Raw genomic sequence first — 22,632 nt, forward strand, 5'->3', positions numbered from 1 at the left:
GCTCCAATACTTGACATTAGGGGCGCTCACCGGCTTCCTGCGCGGAATTGTTTTGTTCTGACGTAGGGCGCTTGCCGCCAGATAGTTTAGTGAGGTTTGTCATGCATCCTTATCGTACTCATGATTGCAGCGCTCTGAGAGCCGCAGATGCGGGACAGACGGTCCGCCTTTCTGGCTGGATTCACAGCAAGCGCGATCACGGCGGCTTGTTGTTTATCGACCTACGCGACCATTTTGGCATCACACAAATTGTGGTCCCTTCTGGTCCAGAACTGCTGGAAAAAGTTGAGCGCCTGCGCGTTGAGAGTGTCATCACCGTTACGGGGCAGGTCATACTTCGTGAGGGTGCGCAGCGTAACGAGCAATTACCGACAGGTGATGTCGAAGTGCGTGCAGTATCAATCGAAGTGCGCTCTAACGCAGAGGTACTGCCCTTCCAGGTTGCTGGGCAGGAAAATTACCCAGAAGAAATGCGCCTGAAATATCGTTATATCGATCTGCGCCGTGACAAGATGCATCGCAACATCATGTTGCGCAGCCAAGTCATTGCGAGCATGCGTCGCCGCATGACCGAGCAAGGTTTCACAGAGTTCCAAACACCAATCCTGACCGCGTCCTCCCCTGAAGGAGCGCGTGACTTCCTCGTGCCTGCGCGTCTGCACCCCGGCAAATTCTATGCTTTGCCGCAGGCTCCACAGCAGTTTAAGCAGCTGGCGATGGTTGCTGGATTTGATCGCTACTTCCAGATTGCGCCTTGCTTCCGCGATGAAGCATCACGTGCTGACCGTAGCCCGGGTGAATTCTACCAGCTCGATTTCGAAATGGCTTTCGCTACTCAGGAAGATGTTTTCGGCGTTCTGGAGCCAGTTCTGGCAGGGTTGTTCGAAGAGTTTACACCTGAAGGCTGGAAGATTACTGACGGCGCATTTCCGCGCATTCCGTACAAAGACGCGATGCGCGATTATGGTTCAGACAAACCTGACCTACGTAATCCGCTCATTCTGCGCGACGTGACAGAAGCTTATGCCGATTCAGGTTTTGGTCTGTTTGCTAAAATTGCAGCCTCCGGCGGGCAAATTCGTGCTATTCCGGCTCCCGGGGCAGGGGACCGTCCACGTGGCTTCTTCGATAAGCTGAACAGCTGGGCGCGTGAAAACGGTGCTGGTGGCTTGGGCTACATTATTTTCGAAGAAAATGGTGGAAAAGGACCGATTGCCAAGAATCTTGAGGCAGATCGTGTAGAGAAAATTCGCGAAGTCTGTGGCCTGAAAGCTGGCGATGCTGTCTTCTTCGCAGCGGGTAAAGGTGACGAAGTTGCCAAGTTCTCAGGTCTCGTACGGACAAAGGTTGCCACCGAGCTAGACCTTATTGAGAAGAATGCTTTCCGGTTCTGCTGGGTTGTTGACTTCCCTATGTTCGAATTGAACGAAGAAACGGGCAAGGTGGATTTCTCCCACAACCCATTCTCAATGCCTCAAGGTGGTTTGGATGCGTTGAACACGCAGGATCCACTCACGATCAATGCTTATCAGTATGATATTGTCTGTAACGGGGTGGAGCTGTCGTCTGGCGCTATTCGTAACCATTTGCCTGAAGTGATGCTACGGGCGTTCGAAATTGCTGGCTACGGCCCGGAGGTGGTTGAAGAGCGGTTCGGTGGCATGTTGAATGCGTTCCGTTACGGTGCGCCACCACATGGCGGCGCTGCTCCGGGTGTGGACCGTATCGTAATGCTGCTGGCAGATGAGCCAAACATCCGTGAAGTTATTTTGTTCCCGCTGAACCAAAGCGGTGAGGACCTTATGATGGAGGCACCGGCAACGGTCGAGCCTGCACGTTTGAAGGAATTGAGCCTTGCGCTTGATCTTCCAAAGCCAAAGCCAGCTTTGTCAAAATAAAGCTAGGACAAGACGCTAGTTAAGAAGCGCGGCCTTTAATAAGGCCGCGCTTTTTTTATTCAAACATTCGCCCGATGAGTGAGGCTGCCCCGGCTACACCGCTCACCTCCGCGGCTTCAGTTGCGGTTTCTACCCCCATATAGGGAGCAAGCGCGTGTGCCAGATTAGGCATAGTTAGGGTTTGCAGCCAAACGCGTCCGGGGCCGGTTAAACGTGCCATGAAGAAGCCGTCACCGCCGAAAATTTTGTTTCTTATGCCGGGTAACATTGTAATATCAAAATTTACACGCTCTTCGAACATACCGACATGGCCGGGATGTACGTCGAGTTGTTCGCCGGGGCCGAGGTCAACGGGAATAATCTCTCCACCGAGCATGGTCCAAAACTGCCCATAGCCGGAAATACGCTGTAGGCGAAAACCATCACCACCAAAAATTCCGGCGCCGAGTTTGCGCTGGAAGCCGAGGTCGAGCCGGACACCGTCTGTACTGGCCATGTAGCCATGGCGATGAACCATGTAACTTGTTGAATTATCAACAGTATGTTCGACAATCTGTCCGGGGATTTTAGCTGCAAAAGATACCATTCCCGGGCCGTTTTCAGCAAAAAATTCGGTCATAAAGAGGCCGCCCCCAGCCAGTGCCCGGGAGATAGCTCCTAAGAAGCCGCTATTACCTGCACCAGAGGTCGTCGTCCGAAGGCAAACGTTGGGTGTTTTCCATGATAGTTCGCCCGTCTCCGCGAAGAGGCGTTCGCCTGGGTCTATCCGAATACTCAAGACTGGAAGCGTGGTTCCCTCAATTTTGCTTTGCATCGTATCATTCCTTTTTTGTAATGATACAACGCTAGAACTGAAAACTTTTGAATAGAAGTGACATTTGTCACCTCTATTATAAAAAATGCCTAATAAACAAAACGCCCCGCATGTTTAGCGGGGCGTAAGCGTACTTAAAATACGCTTAGAAGCCGGCAGATAGGGTAACAAACATCGCTCTACCCGGTGCCCACGAGCAAGCTACAGAACGTGTACACATGGCTACATATTTGCGGTTAGCCATGTTGGTGCCGTTGAGCTGCACGCGATAATTGCGGTAATCCGCGTGTGCTTCCATGTCCCAAACAAGCTGGCTTGGCACGTTGAACGTTGCAGGTAGGGAGCCTGCTGTGTTGCCCGTATAACGGAAGCCACTTCCCAGACCAGCCTTCCATGCTGGTGTGAGCTGTACATCGCGCTTTACGAAAAGCGATGCCATGTGTGCAGGGACCGCCACCGGGCGTTGGCCAATCTGAGCCGCCACGCTGGAGTGTGTAATTGTCGTAGACTGAGTAGTGAAGGACGCAATAATGTCGACTGCACCGGGGATGCGTCCAACAGCCTCTAGCTCAAGGCCGCGCGAGCGTTGCTGGCCGACCTGAATGCTGTAAGTTGAATCCACAGGGTCAGACATCAGCTCGTTTTTTTCAACGAGGTTAAAGACATCGGCTGTTATGAGTAGGTTACCCCAGCGCGCATTGCTTGGCGTGGCATATTTTATGCCGGCTTCTACTTGCCTGCCGCGTGTAGGGACGAATGCTGTGTTAAGGCGCGTCACGCCGATTTGCGGCTGAAAGGACGTAGAATACGCGGCATAAGGCGACAGACCAAAAGGTGTTTTGTAGAGTAAGCTGGCGCGCCCCGTGAAGGCATTATTCTTTTGGTTGGTGCTCGCATTTTTGGTGGCGTTGTTATCGACCGTCAAGCTCTGGGTAAAGTCTTCACGGCCTGAGACTGTGAGGTAGAAGTTCTTCCAGTCAATTTGGTCTTGCGCGTAAAGCCCGGTTTGCGTCGCTGTGGCGTTCGTGTTTATCCGGCTTGCATATGTGGGCCAAGTGATTTGGCGGTAAACTGGGTTATACAGGTCAAGACTTGGTGCTGTGGCCTGACCACGGCGTAAGGCTGTAAAATCGCTGCGGAAGTCAACACCGAAGAGAAGGGTGTGTTTGACTGGCCCAGTGAGTACATGGCCTTCGGCATGCGTATCGAGCGTTACGGTGTTGTAGTTGCCCGACTGCAAAAGCGCCTGACGCGTTATGCTGCGCTGGTCTGACGATAGAGCATTGGTGGTGACAAAACGGTAAAGCAGGTCGAGATGTGCGTAACGCATGTTTTGGTTGATTGACCAACCGGGGGCAAATTCATGCCGTAATGCGTAGCCAACTGTTACCTGTCGCTTTGAATAAACGTCATAAGCAGCATCGCTGGTGAGCATGCTTTTTGAGATTTGTCCCCAACGGCTGGGGAGGAGCGTGCCTTGAGCAGGTAGGAATTGTGCTGTGGAGCCAGCATCAAGTTGCTCAAAACTCGATAGGAAAGTGAAGTCCGTTGAGCGATTAGGTGTCCAGCGTAGGGACGGCGCAACAAATATTTCGTTGTTTAAGATGTGTTTTGCGTATGTGTCCGACTTTCTGACGAGACCGTTAAAGCGCCAGAGCAATGTGTGGTCTTTGTTGAGGGTGCCTCCAATATCGGTAGCACCTTGGATGCGCCCATAGGAGCCAGTTTGGATGGCAATCGTATCTTTTTGTTGAAGGTGGGGGCGCTTGCTTACGGCATTGATAATACCGCCGAGCTGACCGGAGCCGTATAGTGCGGCAGTCGCACCGCGCAGGACGTCCATTTCTTCGAGGCCCCAAGGCTCAATCGCTAGAGATTGTGCCGTGGCCGCGTTGGGTGTGCGTGTTCCATCAAGATAGATATCGGGGGTAAAACCACGGATAGTACCGAAATATCCACGCGGATCGTCTTTCGAGCCGTAGTCAGAAACGCCAGCGGAGTATCGCACAGCTTCTGAAAGTGACCGGCTGTTCAGCATGGACATGCGCGCTTGTGTAATCACGGTGATATTTTGTGCCGTGAGTTCTAGCGGTGTGTGGGTCTTTGTTGCTGATGAACTGCTTGTAGCGAGAAGTGAGGAGCGCGTTCCATGAACCGTGATATTTTCGGCGGAATGCTGGGATTTTTCGCTATTTTTTTTAGTTGTTTTTGTTTCAGCGTGAATATGTTGTGAGCATAAAATAGAGCCCATAAGCAGGGCGAAACGTAGGCGCATGAGTTTGTGTCCTATGCGGGTCAGAACCCGACTTCTTTTTGCGATTAATTCTGAATTTCATGCTCTAAAACATTTTCTGAAATTATTTTCAAATTACAAAAGGTAACTGAAAGATGGTATACGAATATAAATTTTGCTGTTTTGATGTTTTTTAAAAATTTTGATACTGATCTCGGCTAAGAACGGAATAATTTTTTTATCTATTTATTCAATAGAGTTATACAATAATTAAATACGTTTATTGGCCCGGTCTATAGTTTTGCCAGATGTCCGGGCCGCTAATTCAGTTCTAGGCTAATTTTATAATAACAGGAACGTGGTCCGAGCATTTTTCACGGGCGCGTTCGTCTCGGTCAATGCTAACGCTTTTTAGGCGCTCTGCAGCGCGAGGGGAGAGGAGGGCGTGATCAATTCTGATGCCCGAATTGCGTTGGAACGCGGCAGATTGATAATCCCAGAATGTATAATAGGGACCAGAAGGGTGCAGCGCTCTTAGAGCGTCGGTAAGGCCTGTCCAAAGCAAGCGGCGAAACGCTGACCGCGTCTCGGGGCGCACGAGTGCGTCTTGAGCAGAGAGGGCACCCGGGGCGAGGTCCGCATCCGTGGGGCAAACGTTGTAATCGCCGATAAAAGCAAAAGGTATTTTCTGGGCAAGAAGAGTGCGTGAGCGTTCGGTTAAGCCATCGAAGAAAGCAATTTTCCGTGCGTAACCTTCGTCTCCGCCGGAATTGCCATTTGGAAGATACAAATTGCCCAACCGGAAACCATCGCATTCCACCTCTATGTAGCGGGATGCGGGGTCAGTTACGCCTGGCAAACCTTGCATCGTCACACTGATAGGGCGGCGGGAGATGAATGCTACGCCGTTATAGGCTTTTTGGCCAAGAATTGCGACGTGCAAGCCTGCCTCAGCAAAGGAGCTAGGAAATTGATGCTCTTCGCATTTAATTTCCTGCAGTGCGAGCAGGGTGCATTCTGGATTGCGGTCAAGCCAGTCATGGACAAGATGAGCGCGGGCGCGAATAGAGTTAATATTCCACGTGGCGAAACAAAGAGCAGCGTCTGTCACAATAGTAATTTCAGGCCAGAGAGAAGCTGGTGCCACAGCCACAGGAGGAGGCCGCATTCGGATTGGCTACGGTAAAATGCGCCCCCATCAATTTGTCGATGAAATCGAGCTCTGCGCCGTCAAGGAGGTCTAAGCTCGTTTCGTCGACAACGACGGTTGCGCCATCGCGCGTTAGTATTTGGTCATCGGTGTTACGGTTGGTATCGAGTTTAAATTGATACTGAAAGCCGTTGCAGCCGCCTGCTAATACAGCAACGCGCAGGGCTAAGCCATTAGGGTCAGGCTGAGCGGAGATGATGTCGCAAATTCGTGCGGCAGCGCTGGCAGAGATGGAAAAATTAGGTGTATCAGGCATAAGTGGAGTGTCCGTTCCGACTGGTCCGTTCCTTTAGTTAAAGGAAAGGTAGCACACTCCCATATGGCGATGGAATGCACCTGCGCAAAGAGGCAGTGTTGCGCTAGGCGCCATGGAGCGTAAAATAGACAGGATCGAGGCTATCTTGATAAACACTCAGCCGTAATAATTGGGCTGATCAGGGTAAGGATGAGTACGAGATGCCGGCCATTTACGCTGTTCAGGAGCAAGCTGCGCGAGGACGTTTATTTGCGGAAGATGAGAGTGCCACGCGCTCTCCTTGGCAGCGCGACCGTGACCGGGTCATCCATTGTACGGGCTTTCGGACGCTTCAGTACAAGACGCAGGTTTTTATCAACCATGAAGGTGATTTTTTCCGTACAAGGCTGACACATTCGTTGGAAGTGGCACAAATTGCCCGCTCCATTGCCCGTAGTCTGGGATTGAATGAAGATCTGACAGAGGCTTTAGCGCTTGCTCATGATTTGGGGCACACCCCGTTTGGACATGCTGGAGAGGACGGCCTGTCAAAGGTAATGCAGGATTGGGGAGGGTTTGATCACAACACCCAGTCTCTTCGTTTGGTAACCAAACTTGAAGCGCGTTATCACACCTTTGATGGTTTGAATTTAACGTGGGAAACCTTGGAAGGTCTGGCCAAACACAATGGGCCTGTTCTTAATCCGACGCCCTATATGGCAGAATATGATGCAATTCATAACCTTGATCTGCACAGTTTTGCCTCGGCTGAGGCGCAGGTCGCAGCGCTTGCTGATGACATAGCGTATCACGGTCACGACTTGGATGATGGTTTGCGTGCAGGTCTGCTGACGTTTGAGGATATTGAAGATTTACCCATCGTCGGGGAGGCGTTGGAAACTTCAAGAGCGCTCGAGCGTGCGACAGGGCGCGGCAAGCAGGATCAGGCGCAAAGAGCACGGCATGAAACTGTCCGGTTGGTTATAAACGCGCTGGCAACGGATTTGACCGAACAAACTCAGCGGAACTTGGCTGCTCTTAATCCGCAATCTGCGGATGATATCCGGCATGCAGAAAAGGCTGTTGTCGCTTTTAGTCCCGAAATATGGGAAAAAAATAAGGCTATTCGCACGTTTTTGTACGCGCGGCTCTATCGTCACTGGCGTGTAAATCGTATGGCGCGTAAAGCACGCATAGCTGTAGCGGAAATTTTTGAGACGTTGACAGATGAACCAAGGCTTTTGCCCGATCCATGGCGTGATCGGGCTGAGGCCGCAGATGAAAAGCAACTACGCCGTTTGGTTGCTGACTACATTGCAGGGATGACGGACCGCTTTGCGATGGAAGAACATCAACGGTTGACGGATCTCTCTGTGCTGGGCTGATAAGGCCACGTTTTTTTGATGAAGATAGACACGACAGGACTCGAACTAATCATGGACGCAGTTACTTCCACCCCCACGACCGACTGCTTGTTCGCACAGACGCGCGAACTGGTGTGCACGGCCCTGCGATCAGTGGTGCCTGATTTGCCAGAGGCAGTGTTGGCACGGGTTGAAGTAACGCCTCCTCGTGATGCTGCCCATGGTGATATGGCAACCAACGCGGCGCTTTTGGCGGCTAAGCCTGCGCGTCGCAAGCCTGCCGATATTGCGGCTGATTTGGTAAAAGCACTGGCTGATTTGCCTACCATAGCTAAGGCAGAAGCCGCCGGGCCGGGTTTTGTTAACCTCACCCTGAAGGCAGATGTCTTGCAAGGTGTAAGCCGGACAGTCTTGCATTCTAGCGGGGCATTCGGGCGCTCTCGCTTGGGACATGGCCAGCGCGTAAATGTTGAGTACGTTTCTGCTAACCCGACAGGGCCGATGCACGTTGGTCATTGCCGCGGGGCAGTGGTTGGTGATGCTCTTGCGAACTTGCTGGAGGCAGCAGGCCATGACGTTACGCGTGAGTACTACATCAATGATGCTGGGGCTCAGGTTATTGCGCTGACATGGGCTGTTTATTGGCGCTATCTGCAAGCGATAGGTACCGCAATTGACGCTGAAACTTTTGGGAAGCTGACGCCAAACGGTTTACAGTATCAAGGAGATTACTTGATCCCGGTGGCTGAAGCGATTGCTCAAGAGCACGGGCGCGCTCTAGCTGCTGAAGATGGCGGCCCCGCAGACGTTTCCGTTTGGTTTGAGACTGTACGGCAAATGGCGCTGGTGCGCATGATGGCTGCCATCCGTGAGGATCTGGGCGCGCTTGGAATTGAGCATAAGGTTTTTGCGTCAGAAGCAGAAACCTTGGCATCTGGTCTAGTGGATGAAGCCATCGGCCAATTGGATGCTAAAGGCTTGCTATACGAGGGTGTTCTGGAGCCACCCAAAGGCAAGACACCAGAAGATTGGGAGCCGCGCCCGCAGACCTTGTTCCGTTCAACGGATTTCGGCGATGATACCGACCGGGCGCTGCGTAAATCGGATGGATCCAACACGTATTTTGCGAACGATATCGGTTACCATGCGCAGAAAGCACGTGACGCTGACGTCTTGATTGATGTGCTGGGCGCGGATCACGGCGGTTATGTTTCGCGGATGCGGGCAGCAGTTTCGGCATTGACGGAAGGTAAAACCGGGTTTGAAGTCGTGATGTGCCAGATTGTGCGCATCATGAAAAACGGCGAACCGGTGCGCATGTCCAAGCGTGCGGGAACATTTGTGACGTTGCGGGATCTGTTGGACGAAGTCGGTCGGGATGCCGTGCGCTTCACGATGCTGACCCGTAAAGCTGATGCACAAATGGAGTTTGACCTTGACGTCGTAGTGGCACAAACACGGGATAATCCTGTGTTTTACGTTCAATACGCTCACGCACGCTGCCGCTCCGTGCTGCGTTCAGCCGCGACAATGTTTGGTCATGACGCGTTGACGGCCGAAAATTTGGGGGCGGCGGACTTGTCGGGGCTGTCTTCTGATGCAGAAATTACGGTGCTGCGACGCCTAGCCGCATTCCCACGCACGGTTGAGGCTGCTGCTATTGCACGTGAGCCGCATCGTATCGCAACATATTGCGTGGATTTGGCATCGGATTTCCATGCATTGTGGAACCGTGGGCGCGAGGACGCAGCACTGCGCTTCTTGCATGAGAACGATCGTGCGTTGAGCCTGTCCAAGTTGGCGCTGGTTTCTGCTATTGCTCAAGTATTGCGTAATGCTCTGGCCATTCTTGGCGTTGAGCCGGTGGAGGAAATGTAATGTCAGATGGTGGTGACGGCTATCGCAGTGATGAGCCACCACGGCGGGATGATCTTCCTCGCCGCCCGCTCGGGGGAGGTGATGACCGAGCAACAGCGCGCCCTCCTGAGGCGCGGTCGCCGGGGCGTGAGCGTTTGAGCCAAGATTACGACGACGTACCCTCGCGTCGTAAGGGGGCAGCACGCCCCGCGACGACAGGTACGGGCAGAGGTGGCAGTACCGCAGCAGGCGGCGTGACGTCCTTTTTAGGTAGTGATCCGGCCACACGTAAGTTGGTTGGCGGGGCAGTTGCGATAGGGACTGTTCTGCTCGTCGCTGTTGGAGGCTGGTCACTTGTAGGCAAGCACCACAGCGGCGTGCCAATCATTGGGCCACCACCGGGGCCGGTACGTGAGGTTCCGGCAGATCCGGGCGGCATGCAAATAATGGCTGGCGATGATGGCGCCGACATGACCGGAAATGGTGAGGCACATTTAGCCCCTGCGCCGGAGCAGCCTGATACAAAAGCGTTTGCTCGGCAATATGGAGCGCCGCCAGAAGCAAAGCCAGCAGCAGGGCCTGTAGGCGGTACGGCTCCGGCCAACCCGCCCGTTGATGTGGCAGCTAATAATCAGAATAACGCGGCTACGGCTAGTGCTCCTACCGGGTCAACTCCTACGCAGGGCACAGAAGCCACCGCGACAGGACAACAAGCACCAAAAGCGCCGCCTGCTGCCTTGCCGCCTTTGGGTGTTGCACAAAATGTGCCGCCCAAGCAGTCTGCGCCGCTGCAAAAAAATGATGATGGAGACGATGAAGATACGGGGGCAGGCACGGCTGCGGCGCCACCAGTGCGGTCAGCTATCACGTCGCGTCATGTATCGCCAGAACGCGAGCGTATCATTCGGCAGGAAGTCGGACCCGCGCCGGCACTTCAACCTGCACCCAAGCCAGCAGTTGCTGCGCCATTGCCACCTCCATCCCCAACCCCGGAGGAAGCGCCGCATAGTGTTGGTACGGGTCATCACGAAGTGCAATTGGCAGCGTTGAACACAGACGCGGCTGCGCATCAGGAATGGGAGACGCTGAAAGGGAAAGCGGGAGGCCTTTTGGCTGGCCATTCGCCGCTTTTTGAGCATACAACCCAAGGTGAGCGAAGTTTTGTTCGGCTGCGGATTGGGGGCTTTACGGATGGTAAAGCGGCGAGAGCGTTTTGTGTAAAGTTGCACGCGCAGTCTATTGCGTGCACTCCAGCGCAATTCTGAGGCACGGTTGAGCGAAGACACACTGCATCTCGCGCTTGATGGGTATGAGGGTCCACTTGATTTGCTGCTCGAACTTGCGAGAGCACAAAAGGTGGACCTCGCCCATATTTCCATTTTGCAGGTTGTTGAGCAGTATCTTGCATTAGTTGATAAAGCTCGAGCAGAAGCGCGTGCTTTCCGGCTAGAGCTTGCGGCGGACTGGCTCGTTATGGCTGCGTGGCTTGCGTGGTTGAAATCACGGCTCTTATTGCCTGCGGAGCAAAACGACCCTGAGGCGGAAGAGGCTGCCGGACTCTTGCAAGGGCGGCTCGTTGAATTAGAGATTATGCGGAAAGCAGCTCTATGGCTCGCGGGACAGCCGAGGCTTGGGACCACAGTTTTTCGGCGTGGCGCCGGGGAAGACCACACTGAAATCGACCGGTCAGGTTTGCGAGTAGATTTACCGTCCTTGATAACGGCTTACGTTTCCGCACGTAGAAGAACATTTAAAAAGCGTGTTTATACCCCCAAAGTCAGGCGTTATTGGAGCGTACAGGACGCTTTACAGCGCCTCAGGGCGTTATTGTCTGACGGGCATGGTCGGGAGTGGTGCGCTTTGACAGTTATTGTGCCTGAATTATTTGCTGAGGAAGAAACAGCGATCGGGCGTCATGCAGCTCTGGCAGGGTCTCTGGTCGCGGGTTTGGAAATGGCCAAGACAGGTTTGGTTCAGCTGCGGCAAGATGAAGCATTTTCTGAAATTCAGTTCCGTAGCGCGGCTGTATGAATATCGATCAGATCAAAGCGACGAATATACTTGAAGCATTAATTTTTGCCTCGCCAGAACCGGTGCGTGTGGCGGTTATGGCGGATGTACTTAAGTCGCAGGAATTGGAACATGGCGTCCATGAAATAATGGAAATTCTAAGCCAACGTTTTGAAGGGCATGCCATTGAATTGGTTGAAGTGGCACATGGTTGGCAATTCAGGACGCGGCCGGAATACGCAGCCTTTCTGACGCGTATTATAGAAAAGCCTCGCCGGTTGAGCCGCAGTGCGATGGAGACGCTAGCCGTTATTGCTTACCATCAGCCTTGTACACGGTCTGAGATTGAATCCGTTAGAGGTGTTGCGCTGGGACAAGCGGTTTTAGACGCTTTGCTGGAGGACGGTTTGGTCGCGCCAAAGGGGCGCAAAGATGTTCCTGGGCGTCCGGTCTTGTGGGGCACGACATCACGGTTTTTAGAAGCTTTTGGGCTGGCTGGGTTGTCTGCTTTACCAAGGCGAGAAGATTTTCTGTTGGACCGGGCGACAACGGAAGAGGAAGAAAGCGCGTCAACTTTGGTAAAGCCTTCAGATGAAGGATAGGCGAGAAGGCTGTGAAGGAGTAGAGTTGGCGCATGTTCGACTTTAGTTTCTCTGAGATCGCGTTGTTCGTGATCGTGGCAATGATTTTTATTCGCCCGAAAGATTTGCCGGTTGCGATCCGTACGGTTTCGAATGGACTGAAGGCTATGCGGCGCATGGCCTCGGAGTTTCAATCTCATGTTGACGATATGGTCCGTGATTCTGATTTGTCTGAGGCACGCGATGACTTTCGCAATTTGCGCAATTTCAATTTGCGAGACCGGGTAAACAGGTTTGTCGATGAAGACGGGAGCCTTAATCGCGGATTGGCTTTAGACAATAAGCGCGATTTCTCGGCTTTACCCCGCGTACCGCCAGCGCCGCTTCCACCGCCACCGCCCATGCCTGTTTCGGGACCGGCAGAGCCTTTTGGCGGGGGCGCATTACCCGAGCCTGAAGTTGTCGAACACGAAATTAATGCTGACGTGAAGAGCGCGCCCGTAATAGTGCCGCCAACCACGGCGCGGCGCTTGCTGAGGGAGCGCAAGCGCTGGCAAGCCCCTCATATTTTGCCGCCCGTAAGAACGATACATCATGGCCGCCGCGTGCCGATTACGCATGGAGAACCAAAGGCATGAGCGAAACGGACATGATTGATGACAAGCCAATGCCTTTGTTGGAACATATTGTTGAACTGAGGCGGCGGTTAATTTGGTCAATTGCTACTTTTGTGGTGGCATTTGGCCTATGTTATCATTTTGCCGGAGATATTTACCGTTTTCTGGCCGCCCCGTTGGGCGATGTCATGCGGCAAAACGGTGAGCAGCCACATCTTATTTATACAGCCTTGTACGAGGCGTTTTTCACGTATATCCGGGTTGCATTGTTTGGGGCGACATTTTTGTCATTTCCCATGATTGCGATCCAAGCATGGATTTTCATTGCTCCCGGTTTGTACAAAAGTGAGAAAAGGGCGTTCGCTCCGTTTTTGGTGGCTACGCCCGTAATGTTCGTAATAGGGGCTGCATTAGCTTATTACGTGGTCTTCCCATTTGCTTGGAAGTTCTTTGTGTCGTTTCAGACCAATGCTCCTGGCAGTGAAGGAATGCAAATCGAGCTTCAGGCCAAAGTGTCTGAGTATTTAACGCTCGTAACAAAAATGATTTTGGCGTTTGGTATTTGTTTTGAGTTACCCGTCGTTCTGACGCTACTGGCGCGCGTGGGCTTAGTCAGTACTGCCCAGCTGAAAAAATTTCGTCGCTATGCCGTTGTAGCATCTTTCGCAGTAGCAGCCATTATTGCTCCGCCTGATGCTATTACGATGTTAAGCCTCGCAGTTCCGTTGGTAGCTTTGTATGAAGTGTCTATTATTACGGCACGCTTGATAGAACCCAAGCCGGAGCCCGATGATGTTGATGAAGTGTAAGATGAAAAAACGGAGCCTTAATTATGCATGACCTTAAAGCCCTGCGCGCTGATCCTGCTGCTTTCGATGCTGCGCTCAAGCGCCGTGGTTTGTCGCCAGTTGGTGAAGGTCTGGTAGCGGAAGATGAGGCTCGTCGTGCAGCGTTGTCCGCGCTACAGGATGCACAAGCTGCGCGCAAAACGATTGCTAAAGAAATTGGGCAAGGTAAGCGCTCTGGCGCAGATACAACTGCGTTGGAGACACGCGCAGTAGAACTCCGCGAAGAAATCGTTACGCTTGAAGAAAAGGCAAACCTGCTCGACGCGAGCATCAACGATGTATTGAAAGCGTTGCCAAACCAACTGGATGCGACGGTTCCAGATGGTAAAGATGAAAAAGAAAACGTAGTCGTTCACGAGCGGGGAACACGTCGTGAGTTTGCTTTTGCGCCCAAGCAGCACTTCGAATTGGGCGAACAGCTTGGGTTAATGGATTTCCCCACGGCGAGTAAGTTATCAGGTGCGCGCTTTGTGATGCTGCGTGGCGCGCTGGCGCGGCTGGAACGCGCTCTGGGGCAGTTCATGCTGGATACGCATACCACCGAGTTCGGGTACACAGAGACAAGTGTGCCTCTCCTTGTCGGCGATGCTGCAATGTATGGCACCGACAAACTTCCGAAATTTGCTGAAGAATCCTTCCGCACAGAGGATGGGCGTTGGTTGATCCCTACTGCAGAAGTCCCGCTTACCGCTTCGGTCATGGGGGATATCCTGCCAGAAAGCGCTCTTCCCATCCGCATGACGGCACTTTCAGCATGTTTCCGCTCTGAGGCAGGGTCCGCCGGTAGGGACGTACGCGGTATGTTGCGCCAGCACCAATTTATGAAGTGTGAGCTTGTTTCTGTCGTTGCCCCCGAAGCGAGTGATGCTGAACATGAACGCATGACCAAGGCTGCGGAAACCATCCTAGAGCGTTTAGATATTCCTTTCCGTCGTATGTTGCTGTGTGCTGGTGACACGGGCTTCGGCGCTGCCAAGACCTACGACCTTGAAGCATGGTTGCCCGGTCAAGGTGCTTGGCGTGAGATTTCGTCATGTTCAAACACGCGCGAATTTCAGGCGCGTCGCATGAACGCGCGTTATCGTACGGCGACGGGCCCAGCTTTTGTGCATACGCTTAACGGTTCAGGGTTGGCGCTAGGACGTACCATGATTGCGTTAATGGAAACCTACCAAAACGAAGATGGTAGCATCACAGTCCCAGATGTTTTGGTACCTTATATGGGCGGGATGGCGATTATCTCTGCTGCATAGGGGGGCGTTTGAGTAATGGGCTGGCAGTTGCCTTAGCGGGTAGCTGCGGCCCACATCACAGATCGGTTATCGCAGGAACATCACTGCTGGAGTGGCGTTTTTTTGGTAAGATGCCCTCATGGTTGAGGGCCAATCGTGAGCGAAAGATACTCTCATGCCCAAAGAGATACCTCCACAATCACAAGAGCATCAGCCTGGCGTTGAAAGTGCGCTCGAACCAGCAGCACTCCATATCCGTGCAGATTATGTTGGAAGCGGGAAGCTTGCTGGCAAAAAGGCCCTCATCAGCGGTGGTGACAGTGGCATTGGACGTTCGGTCGCATTACACTTTGCGAGGGAAGGGGCTGATATAGCTATCCTCTACCTAGAGGAGGATGAGGATGCTGAAGAAACCAAACGCTTGGTTGAAAAAGAAGGACGCCAGTGCCTGCTGATTTCTGGAGACGTATCCTCCAGCGTGGTTTGTAACGATGCTGTAGCCCAAACGGTTAAAACGCTTGGAGGCCTTGATATACTTGTTAATAATGCAGGCATCCAAGTCATTAGCGAGGATATTTGCTCGATCTCCGACGAAGAATGGCAAAGGCATTTAAATATCAACGTAAACGGATATTTTTATCTGGCACGTGCAGCCGTACCGCATCTAAGTGCTGGTTCTGCGATCATAAATACGTCGTCAATCAATGCTTTTACAGGCAATAAGTCACTTCTAGCATATTCGACTACCAAAGCTGCGGAGCTTGGTTTTACACGTGCGTTATCTCTTGAGCTCGTTACGCATGGCGTGCGCGTCAATGCGGTAGCACCGGGGCCTGTTTGGACGCCGTTGCAGCCTGCAAGCTGGGGGCCGGTTGACCCGCAGGCAGTAGCTGACTTGGGGAAAAGCACACCGATGGAACGTTGCGGCGACCCGGCAGAACTTGGCCCAGCCTATGTTTATCTGGCCAGCCAAGACGCATCCTTCGTGACAGGGCAGACGCTGCACGTTAATGGCGGCATGATTATAAATGGCTAAATTAAAATTTGGGTGCAGATCATAAACTGCACCCAAGTTATTCAAAATTCGGCACGCATATTTTCAATGACACGTCTTTTGCCGAGATGAAGGCTTACTTTATCTATGTATTGTTTTTGAGCATGATTTATTGATTCAGATGGGCTCAGGCGCTCTTTTAACAATGTATGGATGTAGTGAATTTCGTTTAAGTGTGCCGCGCTGTCTCTCACATGGGTTGCGGAAGTTGTGTGTCTGCGGTGTGCGTTGAGGGGCTTGCTGATATAAACAATTTCAGCGTCGCTTTGCCCCAATAATTCAATATATGTGCGCCAGTCCCCTGCAATCTTGAGGTTGGTGAGGTCTTCAGAACAGGTCTTTAGGGCTTGGCGCAAAGCCTGCCTTTTGAAAATTGCGCTGCTGACATTTAGGATTGTATTGCGCTCGGAAAGGCAGTGTTCAACAAAGTACGCCCCGTCAAAGCTTGCGTCGTGCTCGAGCAGTGCCTCGCAGCTTTCTGCGCAATAAGGTTTGTAGGAAGGGTAAAGGGTTTTCCCTTCAGCATCTATTGCGCGGCTATCCGAAAAAGCCATGACGGCATTCGGCTTCTGCCTGACGGCGTTTAACAGCTTTTCAAGGAAATCTGAATCACTCAGATCATCTGCCTCTGCAATCCACACCCATTCGCCGCGTGCAAGTTCAAGTCCTTTACGCCATTGTTGGAAAACTGAACCTGAAGGTGTTTGGCTGCTTACCAAACGCACTGTTCGTCCCCAATTTTGGGCGGTTTCTGCTGCGACTGTAACACTGCCATCACGTGAGGCGTCATCAAGGACAATGACCTCCAGCACTGGGTGCGTTTGCCCGAAAATGGAAGCCAGTCTTTGGCCTAGATATTGCGCATAATTGTGAGAGGGAACGATCACAGAGACACGAGGTAGGGTCGGTATGGTGAGCGACAAGAGGCGATCCACGTAATGTGCAAAGCTGAAGCGCTGCGCCATACGGCGTATTTGAAGTTTTCGTTGGCTGGGCGGTGGAGTCTCGATTGACTGAATAGAGCGGGCCATATCGCGGATGTGACCAAACGGCAAAATGTGATGCAGGACTGCAGGAGAAGGCTCTGAATTGAGGCTACGGAGCAGGTCGGGTATGCCGCCCGTTTTGTCAAAAGCGAAGCATGTGAGGCCAGACGATAACGCCTCTAGCGCAACGGAGGGGTATGGATCTTCCCGTGAGGTAAGGACGAAATAATCAGCGGCGGAGAGCCAGTCGCTAACGTTGTGAACCCGGCCGGGCAGATGGAACCGGCTCGTTTTTTTTGCTGCCTCAAGGTCATAAGCAAGGCCTCGATGGAGTGAGGGATCAATATCGCCGAGCCAAACAGCGTGTGTATCGTCAGGCAATTCACGCCATAATTGAATGAAAAGATCAAAGCCCTTCCTGATGTCAGCATAACCGATGCCAATGATGAGTTTTTTATCGCTGGTAAGATTGATTTGGTTTCGTAAATCTTGGCGGGCTAATTTTGAATAAGTAATTTTTTGGTAAAGACCTTGAGGCAGAAGGTTTAGATTTGGGAAATGAGACAGAGATAATTGCTCAGCGACGAATGGTGCAGGTGTAATGATTGTCTTGGCGACTGCGCAGGCATCGTTTAATGAATTTTGTAGCTGACGGTCGGCCAATAAATTAGGAAGCTCGTGTATTAAAAATGTGAAGCTTATGTTCGCTTGGTGAAGTGCAGACGCTAACATAGAGGAAGCAGCGCTGTTCAAGATAGCATGCTGAAATCCCGCCCGATGGAAAAACGAGAGCTTTTCAGTCAGATTAGGTGTATCGGCGGGCAAAAGCTCAACAGGTGCGATGGCGCGGTAGTCGTCTAAAAGCGCGCCGCCGTCCAGAAGTACGAATTGTAATTCAATGCCGCGTGTTGCTTTGAGTGAGCGTCCAATTTCAAGAAGTAAAGTTTGAGCGCCTGCCGGGAAGGCGTCATGGCCAATCAGAAGCAGTTTGTTTGTATTATTCGTCGTGCTGAAGCCGGCGCAAGCTGCTGCTGTTGCGTTAAGGTAAGCACTGCCAAAGTGCTGATCTGGTTCCAGATAGGCACCTTCCGCCCATTCGTTCCATGCATTTACACAAACAATGCTCTCGCCGTGAAATGGGTTTTTCTGAGCAAAGTCTATGAGGCCGTTGAGCCATTTTTTATAAAGTTCTGGTGTAGAGCCGTGGAGAACAAGGCCTTTTCCTTGTTTCCGCGCGTCATTGTCCCATGACGGGCAAGCTGTGCGTATGAGGGGGTAGGGCGGTGTTTCGTGTTGGAGAGCCCGTGTTACAATATCCTCGTAATTATAAATCTGGCCGCCAAAGTCTTCGTCAAAAAGCGTAACGTCGTCGTTTAAGAGGGGGCAATTCGCAACCACTTTGTGGGGTGGAAATTCGAAAGCACCGTCCGCTCCTAAGGGGGTTGGGTCCCCGCTATTGAAGGCTTGCCCTACAACGAAGAGAGGAAAGAGGTTATGGCGTTCTTTGAATAGATGGCGCCAGCGCGCCAGCGTTTTACGTGCACAAGGAATAGTGTCCGGACGATATATCTTTAGCAAGGGCCTGTTGTTGACGTGAATGTAGCGTGCATCTTTCATGTGGCGGGCAAAGCAGTCAACGAGCGCTTCATCGTCATTAGGATGGTAATTTTGTGCTATGAGTAGGTCACTATCCGACCCGTCCCAGCGACGGCTCCAATTTTCATTTGCCCACATTAGGCAAAATGGGAGATCAATTTCAGGATGTCGGAGTAAGATCTCCAGTGGTGTTTCTAGAAGGCGCTGGCGGTTAAACCAGTAAAAGTAAAATATAAACCCTTCGACCCCGGCTTCATGTGCCATTTGTGCTTGGCGTTTTAAGAGGTCAGGTGAGTCAAGGGTGTAATGGCCCAAATCCCGGGGTGTTCGTGGTTGGTAATGGCCTGCAAAGCGGGGCATGGCGCGAGCAGTGTTCGTCCATTCTGTGAAACCTTCACCCCACCAATGATTATTTTCTGGAATAGAATGAAATTGGGGTAGATAGAACGCAAATATACGCGCTCTCTTCATGGAATTTTCAGGTAATTTTTTACGTTCTTCGAATAAGTTTCCGGGCGCGCAAAAACGTTTTACATCCCTGAAAACGGTAATATCGTCGTTTCTGTGGGCAGGGTATACATCCGGCCTGTTTTTGTTTTCCAGATAATGAAGTAGAGGGTTCGAGTCTGGTAAAAATTTTAGATACCGACGACGATAATAAAAAGGGTCAAAGCCTTCAAAAGGGCGTCGATCTTCTCGGAAGCCTTGCAGCATGTAATGCTCTAAAGGGTCCATATTCGCTTGTGCGACGTCAGTATAGGTTTTGAGGTAAAATACGGGATCAAATTCAGGAATTGGGCGTATTTCTGGCCGCTGACGGTTGAGAAGGTAATGCGCCAAGGCCAGCATGCCTTCTGGAACAGTGTAGGTTTGTTTGTACCAAACCGGATCAAACCACGAAATAGGTTTGCGCCCCTCTCGTTCTCCGTGCGTTATATAATGCAAAAGAGGGTTTTCGTGCACATCTCTATTTTTTTCTAAATACCAATGGGAGTCAAAGAATTGATTAGGTTTTCTTCCCTCTTTCCATCCATAGAAATGGTAGTGTTTTAGGCAATCAGTACCTATGGTTTTTAAATCTGGATTATTTTTTATATAATATTCTGGATCGAATATTCCCGAATGACCAATTATTTGTAAAAAGCTTGGCTTTGGTACAAAATTATCAGCCATAAAGCTAATTATCCTAAATATAGATTATATTTTCCATAAAATATGGTATTTCTTTGCATAATATCATTCGTTAATAAATCGTCAATAGGATGTTGGCTTTACGGCTCATCTGCGGAATGTCATATCATATGCTCAGGGTTAGGCGCGCCTCGTATCGTTCAGTTTGGTGTTAAGGCGCATCGGGAAGGGTTGGCATGTCCAGTGAGACAAAAACGGATAACTCCCATTTAAATGGTGAGGAGCGGACTTCTGCATTCACGCATAAAATGGTGCGTTTGGAAGACGGTCTTTCCCTTGAATGCGGTGAGCACATTCCTTTGCTCGAAATTGCCTATTGTACATATGGTCAGTTAGCGCCTGCGCGGGATAACGCCATACTCATTTGTCATGCTTTAACCGGCGATCAGTACGTCGCGGAGAAAAACCCACTCACCGGTAAGCCGGGTTGGTGGTCCAGAATGGTTGGTCCGGGAAAGCCAATTGATACGGACCGTTTTTTTGTCATTTGCTCGAATGTCCTTGGTGGGTGTTTGGGTACGACAGGCCCGACGTCTCTACGTGCTGAGGCGGGGGCGGCGTGGGATAGCGATTTTCCGCAAATTACTATGAATGATATCGTTGCCGCTCAGGTAAAGCTGATCGATCATTTAGGTATTGGCCGGTTATTTGCGGTCGTTGGTGGCTCCATGGGGGGCATGCAGGCTTTGACATGGATTGCACGCTACTCCGATCGTGTATTTGCAGCGTTACCAATCGCGACATCCCCTTATCACTCAGCGCAAAACATAGCGTTTAACGAGGTGAGCAGGCAGGCTATTTTCGCTGACCCTGATTGGCATAAAGGGCGGTACCGTGATTTTGGGGCAATTCCGGCTAGGGGGCTTGGTGTGGCGCGCATGATGGCGCACATAACCTATCTTTCAGAAGAAGCCTTAAATCGTAAGTTTGGAAGGCGTGTGCGTCAGGCAGGGGTCACGTTAGATACGTTTTTATTTGGCGAGATGTTCGAAGTAGAGAGTTATTTAAGGCATCAAGGGTCCACTTTTGTACGGCGCTTCGATGCAAATTCGTACCTCACAATTACGCGCGCTATGGACTATTTTGACCTTTCTGCAGATTTTGGCGGGGATTTATCGCTTCCGTTCAAAGATTGCAGAACTCGTATTTGTGTAGTGTCTTTTAGCTCAGATTGGCTCTTCCCGACGTCTCAGTCCCGGGTATTGGTTCGCGCGTTGAGCAGGGCAGGTGCCAATGTTTCATTTGTCGAAATTGAAAGTGACAGAGGTCACGATGCTTTTCTGCTTGAAGAGCCAGACTTGGATAGAACGATCCACGGTTTCTTGGACGGTGCTGCCGAGCATGCAGGCCTGAAGAAGGTACAAAACTAATGCGTGTGGACCAGCAAATTATTGCGGAAATGATCACTCCGGGCTCGCGTGTTTTAGACGTTGGTAGCGGCGATGGCACGCTGATCGATTATTTGTACCGCACGCGTAAATGCGATGCTCGGGGAATAGAGCTGAATATGCAGAGCGTGACGCAGTCTGTCGCGCATGGTCTGCCTGTTGTGCATGGCGATGCTGATCATGACTTGGCTCATTACCCCGATGATACGTTCGATTTTGTTGTTTTGCAGCGGACACTGCAGGCCGTTGAGCGGCCGCAGGAGGTTTTGCGGCAAATGCTGCGTATTGGCCGACATGCAATTGTATCGTTCCCAAATTTTGGTCATTGGCGCTTGCGGTTACAGCTTCTGACAACGGGTAGAATGCCTATGACGCAAGTCTGGAGTACGCCTTGGCACCAGACGCCGAACATCCATCCGTGCACCATCCGTGATTTTGTCGTGCTTTGTGAAGAAGAGAATTACACAATTAGGCAATGGCTGGCTGTAGATGAGGATGGCGCCAAGGCACCTTGGCGCCGGTCAGTCAGATGGGCCAATCTTTTTGGTGAACAAGCATTGTTTTTGCTGAGCCGTTCTTGAGTGAAACCTCTTGGCCATAGGGCGTTAGGGGAAGGAACATGTTGCGCAAAGGAGTTACGACATGAACGCTATCATAGAAGCCATTCGAACACGCCGCGCCCAGAAAAGCTTTGACCCTTCCTATACAATTTCTGATGAAGAATTAACCTCCATACTGGACACCACCCGCTACGCACCTACAGCGTTTAATCTTCAAAATTATCGTTTTCTTGTCGTGAGGGATGCCGAGCAGCGTCGTAAGATTAAAGAAGTTGCTTGGAATCAGCCGCAAATTGAAGAGTGCGCGGCCCTCATTATTATTTGTGCGGATACGCAGGCTTGGCAAAAAGACCCGGCACGCTACTGGAAGGATACTCCAGAGCAGGTACAGGAATTATACACTGGGATGATCCGCCAGTATTATGAAGGCAAACCGCAGGTCCAGAGAGACGAAGCTTTTCGTTCAAGTGGTATTGCGGCCTATGCCTTGATGATGGCGGCCGCAGCGCACGGCTTGCAGACCTGTCCAATGGATGGGTTTGATTTCGGATCTGTTGCGGAAATTATCCGGTTGCCAAAGGACTATGAGTTGGTGATGTTTGTAGCCTTGGGTAAAGGCCTGGAAGCCCCCAAGGGGCGCGGTGGTTTCTTACCGCTCGAAGAAATCGTGGCGCACGATACGTTTTGAACGTCTGAAATTAAATGCAGGATGATCGTGACAACAGGGCCTCTTTGTCACGGCTCCCTTGCGGGGGCAGTAGAGTTGCTATAGTGGTGCCGCCCTCGGCTCGTGGTTTGTAGAGCCGGGGGTGATAGTTTTCTTTGCACGCGGCTCTTTTCGAAAAAGCATGTGTGCTCGTCACTGAAGGCAAATTGAGTTGCCATCAGAGAGGCGGAAACAATCTCCGCTTACGTTCAGAGTTCGTGCCGCTATGCGCGTTATGGAGCGTTGAACGTC

At 51.5% G+C, this 22,632-nt stretch carries 18 protein-coding genes; 13 read left to right on the forward strand and 5 right to left on the reverse strand.

All coding sequences use genetic code 11. From position 1 onward, the window contains the following. The first annotated feature begins 101 nt into the window (after nt 1-101). Complete coding sequence (aspS, locus tag D5366_RS09165; protein WP_141493215.1) at nt 102-1,898, forward strand: aspartate--tRNA ligase; 1,797 nt, start codon at nt 102-104, stop codon at nt 1,896-1,898. Nucleotides 1,899-1,953: 55 nt separating this feature from the next. Here aspS and D5366_RS09170 read toward each other — a convergent pair whose 3' ends face one another. The 4 genes from D5366_RS09170 to D5366_RS09185 all read right to left on the reverse strand — a co-directional run bounded on the left by D5366_RS09170 (nt 1,954) and on the right by D5366_RS09185 (nt 6,411). After that, nucleotides 1,954-2,712 carry an AIM24 family protein gene (locus D5366_RS09170; protein WP_141493216.1) on the reverse strand — a complete coding sequence of 253 codons (759 nt, stop codon included), beginning with the start codon at nt 2,710-2,712 and terminating at the stop codon, nt 1,954-1,956. Between the two features lie 145 nt (nt 2,713-2,857). Then, complete coding sequence (locus tag D5366_RS09175; protein WP_141493217.1) at nt 2,858-4,987, reverse strand: TonB-dependent siderophore receptor; 2,130 nt, start codon at nt 4,985-4,987, stop codon at nt 2,858-2,860. Between the two features lie 289 nt (nt 4,988-5,276). Continuing rightward, on the reverse strand, nt 5,277-6,113 hold the full coding sequence (locus D5366_RS09180) for an exodeoxyribonuclease III (protein ID WP_141493218.1): 837 nt from the start codon (nt 6,111-6,113) through the stop codon (nt 5,277-5,279). Beyond that, nucleotides 6,067-6,411 (reverse strand): HesB/IscA family protein, encoded by a 345-nt coding sequence (locus D5366_RS09185; RefSeq protein ID WP_141493219.1) that lies wholly within the window; start codon nt 6,409-6,411, stop codon nt 6,067-6,069. Before D5366_RS09185 ends, D5366_RS09180 begins: the two co-directional genes overlap by 47 nt. 200 nt (nt 6,412-6,611) lie before the next feature. On the opposite strand from D5366_RS09185, the gene D5366_RS09190 reads away from it, so the two are divergent. From D5366_RS09190 to D5366_RS09230, 9 genes are all read left to right on the forward strand, one after another. Next, the gene (locus D5366_RS09190; protein WP_141493220.1) at nt 6,612-7,775 is read left to right on the forward strand and encodes a deoxyguanosinetriphosphate triphosphohydrolase; all 1,164 of its coding nucleotides are present in this window, start codon (nt 6,612-6,614) and stop codon (nt 7,773-7,775) included. A gap of 51 nt (nt 7,776-7,826) precedes the next feature. After that, nucleotides 7,827-9,632 carry an arginine--tRNA ligase gene (gene argS, locus D5366_RS09195; protein WP_141493221.1) on the forward strand — a complete coding sequence of 602 codons (1,806 nt, stop codon included), beginning with the start codon at nt 7,827-7,829 and terminating at the stop codon, nt 9,630-9,632. Beyond that, entirely contained in the window at nt 9,632-10,876 is a 1,245-nt protein-coding gene (locus D5366_RS09200) for an SPOR domain-containing protein (protein WP_141493222.1), read from the forward strand. The genes argS and D5366_RS09200 overlap by 1 nt, the downstream gene beginning before the upstream one ends. 7 nt (nt 10,877-10,883) lie before the next feature. Then, nucleotides 10,884-11,642 carry a segregation and condensation protein A gene (locus tag D5366_RS09205; RefSeq protein WP_141493223.1) on the forward strand — a complete coding sequence of 253 codons (759 nt, stop codon included), beginning with the start codon at nt 10,884-10,886 and terminating at the stop codon, nt 11,640-11,642. Then, complete coding sequence (gene scpB, locus D5366_RS09210) at nt 11,639-12,223, forward strand: SMC-Scp complex subunit ScpB (protein ID WP_141493224.1); 585 nt, start codon at nt 11,639-11,641, stop codon at nt 12,221-12,223. Before D5366_RS09205 ends, scpB begins: the two co-directional genes overlap by 4 nt. Before the next feature lie 32 nt (nt 12,224-12,255). Continuing rightward, nucleotides 12,256-12,840 carry a Sec-independent protein translocase protein TatB gene (tatB, locus tag D5366_RS09215; protein ID WP_141493225.1) on the forward strand — a complete coding sequence of 195 codons (585 nt, stop codon included), beginning with the start codon at nt 12,256-12,258 and terminating at the stop codon, nt 12,838-12,840. Further along, nucleotides 12,837-13,628 (forward strand): twin-arginine translocase subunit TatC, encoded by a 792-nt coding sequence (gene tatC / locus D5366_RS09220; RefSeq protein ID WP_141493227.1) that lies wholly within the window; start codon nt 12,837-12,839, stop codon nt 13,626-13,628. Before tatB ends, tatC begins: the two co-directional genes overlap by 4 nt. Before the next feature lie 23 nt (nt 13,629-13,651). Beyond that, nucleotides 13,652-14,920, forward strand: coding sequence for a serine--tRNA ligase (gene serS / locus D5366_RS09225; protein WP_141493229.1), 1,269 nt, complete (start codon nt 13,652-13,654; stop codon nt 14,918-14,920). 154 nt (nt 14,921-15,074) lie between these two features. Beyond that, a complete protein-coding gene (locus tag D5366_RS09230; protein ID WP_141493232.1) occupies nt 15,075-15,935 on the forward strand; it encodes an SDR family oxidoreductase in 861 nt (286 codons plus the stop codon). Nucleotides 15,936-15,976: 41 nt separating this feature from the next. Here D5366_RS09230 and D5366_RS09235 read toward each other — a convergent pair whose 3' ends face one another. Then, nucleotides 15,977-19,498, reverse strand: coding sequence for a glycoside hydrolase family 99-like domain-containing protein (locus D5366_RS09235; protein WP_240775236.1), 3,522 nt, complete (start codon nt 19,496-19,498; stop codon nt 15,977-15,979). Nucleotides 19,499-19,974: 476 nt separating this feature from the next. Between D5366_RS09235 and metX the strand changes: the two genes are divergently transcribed. The 3 genes from metX to D5366_RS09250 all read left to right on the forward strand — a co-directional run bounded on the left by metX (nt 19,975) and on the right by D5366_RS09250 (nt 22,362). Then, complete coding sequence (gene metX / locus D5366_RS09240; protein ID WP_373317518.1) at nt 19,975-21,096, forward strand: homoserine O-acetyltransferase MetX; 1,122 nt, start codon at nt 19,975-19,977, stop codon at nt 21,094-21,096. Next, on the forward strand, nt 21,096-21,695 hold the full coding sequence (gene metW, locus D5366_RS09245; RefSeq protein WP_141493237.1) for a methionine biosynthesis protein MetW: 600 nt from the start codon (nt 21,096-21,098) through the stop codon (nt 21,693-21,695). The genes metX and metW overlap by 1 nt, the downstream gene beginning before the upstream one ends. Nucleotides 21,696-21,756: 61 nt before the next feature. Continuing rightward, nucleotides 21,757-22,362, forward strand: coding sequence for a nitroreductase family protein (locus D5366_RS09250; RefSeq protein WP_141493239.1), 606 nt, complete (start codon nt 21,757-21,759; stop codon nt 22,360-22,362). The last annotated feature ends 270 nt before the right edge of the window (nt 22,363-22,632 follow it).

This window comes from Neokomagataea tanensis (assembly GCF_006542335.1).
Lineage (GTDB): Bacteria > Pseudomonadota > Alphaproteobacteria > Acetobacterales > Acetobacteraceae > Gluconobacter > Gluconobacter tanensis.

Coding starts and splice junctions, on each gene's coding strand:
- aspS (WP_141493215.1), top strand. CDS start 102: ATGCATCCTTATCGTACTCATGATTGCAGCGCTCTGAGAGCCGCAGAT.
- D5366_RS09170 (WP_141493216.1), bottom strand. CDS start 2,712: ATGCAAAGCAAAATTGAGGGAACCACGCTTCCAGTCTTGAGTATTCGG.
- D5366_RS09175 (WP_141493217.1), bottom strand. CDS start 4,987: ATGCGCCTACGTTTCGCCCTGCTTATGGGCTCTATTTTATGCTCACAA.
- D5366_RS09180 (WP_141493218.1), bottom strand. CDS start 6,113: ATGCGGCCTCCTCCTGTGGCTGTGGCACCAGCTTCTCTCTGGCCTGAA.
- D5366_RS09185 (WP_141493219.1), bottom strand. CDS start 6,411: ATGCCTGATACACCTAATTTTTCCATCTCTGCCAGCGCTGCCGCACGA.
- D5366_RS09190 (WP_141493220.1), top strand. CDS start 6,612: ATGCCGGCCATTTACGCTGTTCAGGAGCAAGCTGCGCGAGGACGTTTA.
- argS (WP_141493221.1), top strand. CDS start 7,827: ATGGACGCAGTTACTTCCACCCCCACGACCGACTGCTTGTTCGCACAG.
- D5366_RS09200 (WP_141493222.1), top strand. CDS start 9,632: ATGTCAGATGGTGGTGACGGCTATCGCAGTGATGAGCCACCACGGCGG.
- scpB (WP_141493224.1), top strand. CDS start 11,639: ATGAATATCGATCAGATCAAAGCGACGAATATACTTGAAGCATTAATT.
- tatB (WP_141493225.1), top strand. CDS start 12,256: ATGTTCGACTTTAGTTTCTCTGAGATCGCGTTGTTCGTGATCGTGGCA.
- tatC (WP_141493227.1), top strand. CDS start 12,837: ATGAGCGAAACGGACATGATTGATGACAAGCCAATGCCTTTGTTGGAA.
- serS (WP_141493229.1), top strand. CDS start 13,652: ATGCATGACCTTAAAGCCCTGCGCGCTGATCCTGCTGCTTTCGATGCT.
- D5366_RS09230 (WP_141493232.1), top strand. CDS start 15,075: ATGCCCAAAGAGATACCTCCACAATCACAAGAGCATCAGCCTGGCGTT.
- metX (WP_373317518.1), top strand. CDS start 19,975: ATGGTGCGTTTGGAAGACGGTCTTTCCCTTGAATGCGGTGAGCACATT.
- metW (WP_141493237.1), top strand. CDS start 21,096: ATGCGTGTGGACCAGCAAATTATTGCGGAAATGATCACTCCGGGCTCG.
- D5366_RS09250 (WP_141493239.1), top strand. CDS start 21,757: ATGAACGCTATCATAGAAGCCATTCGAACACGCCGCGCCCAGAAAAGC.